This window comes from Streptomyces beijiangensis, assembly GCF_017315755.1.
In the GTDB taxonomy this organism is placed as follows: domain Bacteria; phylum Actinomycetota; class Actinomycetes; order Streptomycetales; family Streptomycetaceae; genus Streptomyces; species Streptomyces beijiangensis.
On the sequence record NZ_JAFLRJ010000393.1, the window covers coordinates 1 to 6,579 of the forward strand.

The window sequence follows — 6,579 nt, forward strand, 5'->3', positions numbered from 1 at the left end:
GTCCAGCGCCTCGGCGAACAGGTCGCGCACGATCTCCTGGAGCGGGGTGCCCGGCTGGCTTCCCGCGTCTGCGCCGATGGCCGCCGGGACCGCTGACCGGCGTGTACGCGGTCCCGGCCGCCATCGGCGCAGACGCGGGAAGCCAGCCGGGCACCCCGCTCCAGGAGATCGTGCGCGACCTGTTCGCCGAGGCGCTGGACGTGCCGCGCAGCCGGGTCCACGCCGACTCCGACTTCTTCCGCGCCGGAGGGGATGCGCCGGCCGCGGCCCGTCTGCTGTCCCGGGTCCGCGCGACGCTGGGCGCCGACCCGGGCGGCCGGGCGCTGGACGGGGCGCCGACCCCGGCCGCGTTCGCCGCGCTGGTCGGCGACGGCCCCGTCGCCGTCGCCGGGCCCCTGCGCGCGGGCACCGGTACCGGCAGTGCCGTACTGCCGCTGCGGCTGCGCGGCCCCCTGAACCGGCGCGCCCTGGAGGAGGCACTCGCCGATCTGGGCGGCCGGCACGAGGCGCTGCGCAACTCCCGGATCGGCTCGGCCGGCACCCGGCTGCGTACCCTCTCCGCCGACGACCACCTCCTCGACCTGGCCCTGCCCGCCACCGCTGTCGACCTCTGGTCGCATCTGCCGCTGGCCGCCGAACTCGCCCGGGCCTACGCCGCCCGCGCCACCGGCACCGCCCCGCACCGCTCCCCCGCAGCCCTGGACGCTGCGCCCCGCGCGCTCTTCGGCGACACGGCGCCCACCGCGCTGCCGGGCGCAACGGGCGTGCCGGGCGTGCCGGGCGGGGTCACGCCATCCGCCCACGCCTCGTACGGCACCGTGGACATCGACCTCGACGAGCAACTGCACACCCGCCTGGCCGTTTTCGCTGCCGCGCACGGCGCCACCGTGTTCATGGTGGCGCACACCGCGCTCGCAGCCCTCCTGACCCGGCGCGGGGCGGCCGGCGCCACCGGCGGCCGCGTCACCGTGGCCGCCCGGGTCCCGGCCCGCGACAGCGCGGAAGTACGCGGCGCGGTCGGCCCCTACGGGCGCACCCTGGCCCTGTCGGTGAACACCTCGGGCGAGGTGACCTTCGGTGAACTGCTGCGCCGGGTACGCACGGCGGACCTCGCCGCCTACCGGGACGGGGCGAGCGAGCTCGCGGTGCCCGGCGGCGTCGCCCTCGCGGTGCTGCAGGAGCCGGAAGGGCAGTTCGAGGCGGCCGGGCTCACCGTGCGTCCCGAGCACTCCCGGCTCCCGCTGCCCGACGCCGATCTGGGGATCACCCTGACCGAGCGTCAGACGCCGGCAGGGGGCTGGGCGGGCATCCGCCTCCGCGCCTCCTTCCGGTACGAGGCGGTCGAGGAGGCGGCCGCGGCCCGGCTGGCGGAGCAGTTCGTCGCCGTACTCGAAGAAGCGCTCGACGACCCGGCGCTCACGGTCGGCGGGCGGTGCGCACTTCCCGCCGGTGACGTGGCCGCGCTGTTCGCCGCCCAGGTGGCCCGCACCCCCCGGGCGCCGGCCCTGCCCGGCATGACGTACGGCGAACTCGACGCCGGCGCCGGTCTGTTGGCTCAGGCCCTGACCGGCCACCGGGCGGGGCCCGGCACCTCGGTAGTGACCGCGCTGTCCTCACCCGCCGCCTTCGCGGTGGCCGCGCTCGCCGTCGCCAGGACGGGCGCGACGCTGCTGCCCGTCGACCCCTCCCAGGAGCTGCCCGGGCAGCTCCGTCCCGCGGTGCTGCTGCTCGACGGTACGGCCGACCGGCTGCTCGCGGCCGTACCCGGCGCGGCCCGCCTGGTACGCGACGACGACCCCGCCGCCGGGCCCGTCCAGGGCTACCCGGACACGGACACCGCGCTCGGGCTGTTCGACACGCTGCTCCCAGGCGCCCGGACGCGCAGGCCGGACGCCTCCGACGCCGGCTCCGCCTCCGGTCACATCAGCGTCCGGCCCGATCCCTCTCCGTGACCTCCGCACGCCCCCGCTGCTGCAGCTCGGTGAGCGCCTTGGCGAGGATGCGCCAGATGTGCGCGGCGAGATCGATGTTGGCGTCGGCGTGCGCCTGCTCGGCGAGCGCGCGCAGCCCGTCCACACCGCTCTCGTCGCCGTTCAGGATGCTCAGCTGATGGCGGAAGATGTCGAGGCGGACCTGGTCGCGGTGGGTCATCCGCAGCTGCTGGTGGGCGAGTTCGTCCAGCAGGGCGCGGGCGTCGTCGTAACGGCCCGACAGGAAGGCGAGTTCGACCTTGAGCGAGTTCAGCTGCTGGCGCAGGCCGTCGGTGCCGACGAAGGCGAGGGCCTGTTCGGCGGCCACGACGCAGCGCTCGGCGGCCTCGGGGTCGGCCGGGGTCTTCTGCAGGTACAGCCTGCCGGCGGCGAGCCGCAGGCGCAGCCAGAGCACCAGGTTCTCGGCGCTGGGGAACCGTTCGAGCGCCTGCTCCAGCCAGAACTGCGCGCCCGGGTAGTCGCCCTGGCGCGTACGGATGGAGGCCGCGCTCCACATCGCCTCGGCCCACCGGGCATCGCAGCGGCCCTCCACGAGGACGGTCAGTTCATCGGCGTGCGCCCTGGCGTCCGGCAGCCGGCCCGCCTCGGTCTCCACGGCGGTCAGCGCGAGCAGCACCCCGGCCTGGTCCTCGACCCCCAGGGAGTTCTCCCGGGCGAGGCGGTGGGCGGTGAGGGCGGCGTCGAGGCCGTCGGCGATCTCGCCCAGCGCGCGCAGGCAGCGCGAGAGCCGGCTCAGGCCCCGTACCCGCAGCTCCGCCAGGCCCACCTCGTCGCCGAGCCGGATCAGCTCGTCCAGGTACGCCCGCTCCCCCGCGTAGTCGACCTGGAGCCGCCGGTGCTCGGCCAGTTGCCAGAGCGCCTGCCAGCGCAGCACCGGTGCCTCGTGCCCCTCGGCGGCCAGCGCGTCGCGCAGCGTCTCGATGGAGTCGTCGGCCCCGGTGGAGGCGGCGAGGCTCAGCGCGTGGGCCAGCGAACCGCCCGCGGGCTCCTCGAAGTCGTCCGGCTGCACGCCGAGGCGCTCGGCGAGGTAGGTGACGGCCCGTTCGGTCGGCTGGCGTGCGCCCGACTCGAGGCGGGAGAGGTATCCCGTGGACATGCCGTCTCCGGCGAGCGCGGTCTGGGAGAGCCCCTGGGCGCCGCGCATCTTCTTCAGGCGCTGGCCGAACGCGGGCTGTCTGAGCATGTGACCTTATTCCCTCGGGCTGCCACGGGTGGACGCGGCGACAGGAGCGGACGGGGCGGCCGCGCAGGGACGGGGAACCACTACCGGAGCCGCGACGAGCGTAGAGCCGTGGGCAACAGCCGGGCAAACAGTTGCCACGGTCCGTGCCGCGAGTCTCTGATCCACCTCACGTGGTTCTCACGCGTTTCTCCACCACGGCTCAAGCGGGTCCGGTCAGGATCTGGGACACCAAGTCACCGGCGCCTGCGCGCTGTCCAGCCTTGTCCGGGAGACGCCCATGAAGTACTCGGTTCCTGTACGTCGTGCTGCGCTCCGAGGCTGCTTCCTGTCCCGGGGGCCGGTCCGCCGCACGTCCCGCGACGACAAGGACGTCGACTGGCCCTGACGGCGGCTGCACCGTGGCCCCGTTATGGCCCTTACGCCCTTACGCCCTTACGCCCTTACGCCGCGAACAGGTCGAAGGTCGAGGTGTTGCGGGGCCCCGACAGCACGTCCAGCCGGGCGTCGACCGCCAGCATGGCCTGGTGCATACGCTGCAGCCGCGGGGAGGACTCGACGCCCAGTTCCTCGACCAGGCCGCGCTGCAGCCTGCGGTAGGTCTCCAGGGCCGCCGCCTGCCGCCCCGAGCGGTAAAGGGCCAGCATCGCCTGCGCGTGCAGCCCCTCGTGGTACGGGTGACGTACCGTCAAGTCCGCCAGTTCAGCGGTGAGTTCGCCGTGCCGGCCGAGACGCAGATCGGCGTCGATGCGCCGCTCCACGGCGACCAGGCGGCTCTCCTGCAGCCGTCTGATCTCAAGATCGAGGACCGGACCGGCCTTCACGTCCACCAGCGGCGCCCCGTTCCACAGGGCGAGCGCGGCACGGAACCGGGCGGCGGACACCTCGTTGTCGCCCGTCTCGAAGGCGGTGCTCCCCTCCCGCAGCAGCTTCTCGTACTGGTGCACGTCGACGCAGTCGTCGTCGATCTGCAGCAGATAGCCGCCGTGCCGGGTGGCCAGGACGTCCCGTACGCCCGCCGGGGAGCCGGGCCCCATCGCCGTACCGAGCTTCCTGCGCAGTTGCAGGATGTACGTCTGCAGCGTCGTCAGGGCGCTCGCCGGGGGCGCCGTGTCCCACAGCTCCTCCATGAGCATGGGGACCGGCATGACCCGCCCCGGATACAGGGCCATGAGCGACAGGATCTGCCGCGGTTTGCCGGCCGTCGGCACGATCGAGGTCCCGTTGACCTCGGCACTCAACGGACCCAGAACCTTGATCTGCACGGTGTCCCCCACCCTCGTCGAGTTCCCGGCCCGGATACCTTTCCGAGGCCGGAAATAGCTCCACGATGCACGCTAGCCAGGGCCGTGCCCGCCGGCGCTTTCCTGTAGCAGCTCTGTAGAGGGCGTCGGCGAACTCCCGACCGGCGCTCGGTCACGGCGCCCCAGGACCCACCGGACCGGGCAGCGTGATGTGGTGCGGGGCCTGCCGTCCCCAGGGAAATCCGTGATGGAGCTGGAGCACGGGCGGCGGGTGCTCGTCAGCGGGTACCGCGACCGCGACCAGCACATCGGGCACCGGTTCCAGTTCCACGAACCGCCACCGGGTGAACGGATCGTCCGCGGGAGGGCCGAATTCCGTCACCCCGCGCTCGTCGTCCAGGGTGAAGACGAACTCGTCGAAGGGCAGCCCGAGTCCGAGACCGCGCGCCTTGGAATAGGCCTCCTTCAGCGTCCACAGCCGCAGCACCCGCCTGGTGCGCGGGCGGCCCGGCGCGGCGCGCGCGATCCACTCCTGCTCCTCGGGCGCGAAGGTGGTCTTGATGGTCTCGATGGCCTGCTCGTCACGGTCGAGGGGTTCGACGTCCACGCCGATACGGTGCCTGCGGACGATGCCGAGCAGGTTGTAGCCGCTGGCGTGCGAAAGGTTGAAGTCCAGGTGCGCCCCGCCGCGCGGCAGTCCGCCGGACATGGGCTGGAGGAAGGGACGTCCGCGCGGCGAGCGCCAGATGACCAGCTCCGCCTCGACGAGCCCGGCCTCCAGCGCGAGGGCCCGGCGTACCAGGGTGTGGGCGACGAGGTACTGCCTGCGGTCGCGCTCGAACAGGAACCGGTCCGCGGTCTCCTTCTCCTCCTCGTCGAGCCAGTGCGCCGCCAGCACGCTCGCGAGGTCGGGCGCGAGGTCGTCGTTGGGGCAGAGCCACACCTTCACCGGGGCGTCCGTCTCCACGTACGGGAGGTTGCCTGACCGGTACGGCTGCTCCGCCGCGGTCAGGGTCATCGGGCGGGGCCGCCGCTCACCGCGAGGCCCGTTCCCACCGGCCTGCGCAGCATCGCGGTGCCGGGCAGGGCCACCGCCGGGCGGGGCCCGTGGGCTCCGTGCACCTCGCCGCGCGTCACCTCGCCGCGCGTCACGTCGACGCCGGCCAGCCACAGGCGGGTGAGCGCCTCCAGGCGCCGTCCGCGCCACAGGGCGGTCAGATACGCGACGGTCTCCCCGAGCTCCTCGACGAGGGGGGCCGCGTCACGCCGCCCGCGCAGATCGGCGTGGCCGGAGCGGTCGGCCGGTGCGTCGGCCGGTGCGTCGGGGCATGTGTCGGCGAACTCCCTGAGCACGTCGGCCAGTTCATCGGTCCCGTGTACGGTCACGGCCAGCCGGCAGTCCATGGCGGCGCGGCCGATCCGCAGTTCACTGGCGAGTGCGGCCAGACCGGGCGGACCGTCCGGCCCGTCAGCGGCGGCGGTCAGCCGGTCGGCGAAGAGCCGCGCGGTGGCGGCCAGATGCCGCGGCGTGGGCGCCGACAGCAGGATCAGCTCGGCGGGGCCCGGGCCCCGCGCGCTGCCGACCCGCTCGCCTCCGTCCCGCGCCCCGGTACGGCCGGCCGGGTACTCCTCCAGGATCACGTGGGCGGCGGATCCGCCCTCGCCCCGTACGGCCACGGCGGCGCGGCGCGGCAGTTCGCGGGCCTGCGGGTCGCGCGGCGGCGGCCAGGGAGCGGTGTCCGGGCCACCGGGTACGGGCAGCAGCGTGCCGTGCGTCAGCTGCAGCAGAGCACGGGTGAGCGCGATGAAACCGGTGGCCGCCCCCGCGTCGCCGGCACCGGCCAGGCTCTCGCAGAGGCCGATGTCCGCCGCGTCGAGGTCCGCTGCGGCCCGCGCGCGCCGGGCGAGCCGGGCATCCGCGTCCGCCGGCGCGGCGCGCCCGGCGTGCGCGACGGCACTGGCGCGGACGACCGCATGGACGGTGTCACCGGCGGCCTGCGCCGCCGCGAGCGGCCTGATGAGTACGGCGCCCACGCCGTCCGCCGGGGAGGCGTCGGGCCGGGCGGGGTCCGCCCCCAGTGCGACGGCCGCGACCAGGGCCGCCGCGCACTCGCCGCCGCGCAGGGCGCCGAGCGCGAGGTGCAGGGCGCCGAGGAAGGAGGAG

The 6,579-nt window shown here is 74.8% G+C and carries 5 protein-coding genes; 1 reads left to right on the forward strand and 4 read right to left on the reverse strand.

Features of this window, described 5'->3' with window-relative positions:
* Nucleotides 1-101: 101 nt before the first annotated feature.
* Nucleotides 102-1,952: a condensation domain-containing protein gene (locus J0695_RS32205; RefSeq protein WP_206968114.1), complete on the forward strand. Its 1,851-nt coding sequence runs from the start codon at nucleotides 102-104 to the stop codon at nucleotides 1,950-1,952.
* Here the strand turns inward: J0695_RS32205 and J0695_RS32210 are convergent.
* From J0695_RS32210 to J0695_RS32225, 4 genes are all read right to left on the reverse strand, one after another.
* Nucleotides 1,924-3,174 carry a helix-turn-helix domain-containing protein gene (locus J0695_RS32210; protein WP_206968116.1) on the reverse strand — a complete coding sequence of 417 codons (1,251 nt, stop codon included), beginning with the start codon at nucleotides 3,172-3,174 and terminating at the stop codon, nucleotides 1,924-1,926. The two genes, J0695_RS32205 and J0695_RS32210, sit on opposite strands and share 29 nt — an antisense overlap.
* Before the next feature lie 440 nt (nucleotides 3,175-3,614).
* Nucleotides 3,615-4,436 carry an AfsR/SARP family transcriptional regulator gene (locus tag J0695_RS32215; RefSeq protein WP_206968118.1) on the reverse strand — a complete coding sequence of 274 codons (822 nt, stop codon included), beginning with the start codon at nucleotides 4,434-4,436 and terminating at the stop codon, nucleotides 3,615-3,617.
* 151 nt (nucleotides 4,437-4,587) lie between these two features.
* Nucleotides 4,588-5,433: a 4'-phosphopantetheinyl transferase family protein gene (locus J0695_RS32220; protein WP_206968119.1), complete on the reverse strand. Its 846-nt coding sequence runs from the start codon at nucleotides 5,431-5,433 to the stop codon at nucleotides 4,588-4,590.
* Nucleotides 5,430-6,579 (reverse strand): KS-MAT linker domain-containing protein (locus tag J0695_RS32225; RefSeq protein WP_443726613.1); only part of this gene is annotated, 1,150 nt, incomplete at its 5' end. The genes J0695_RS32225 and J0695_RS32220, both read right to left, overlap by 4 nt.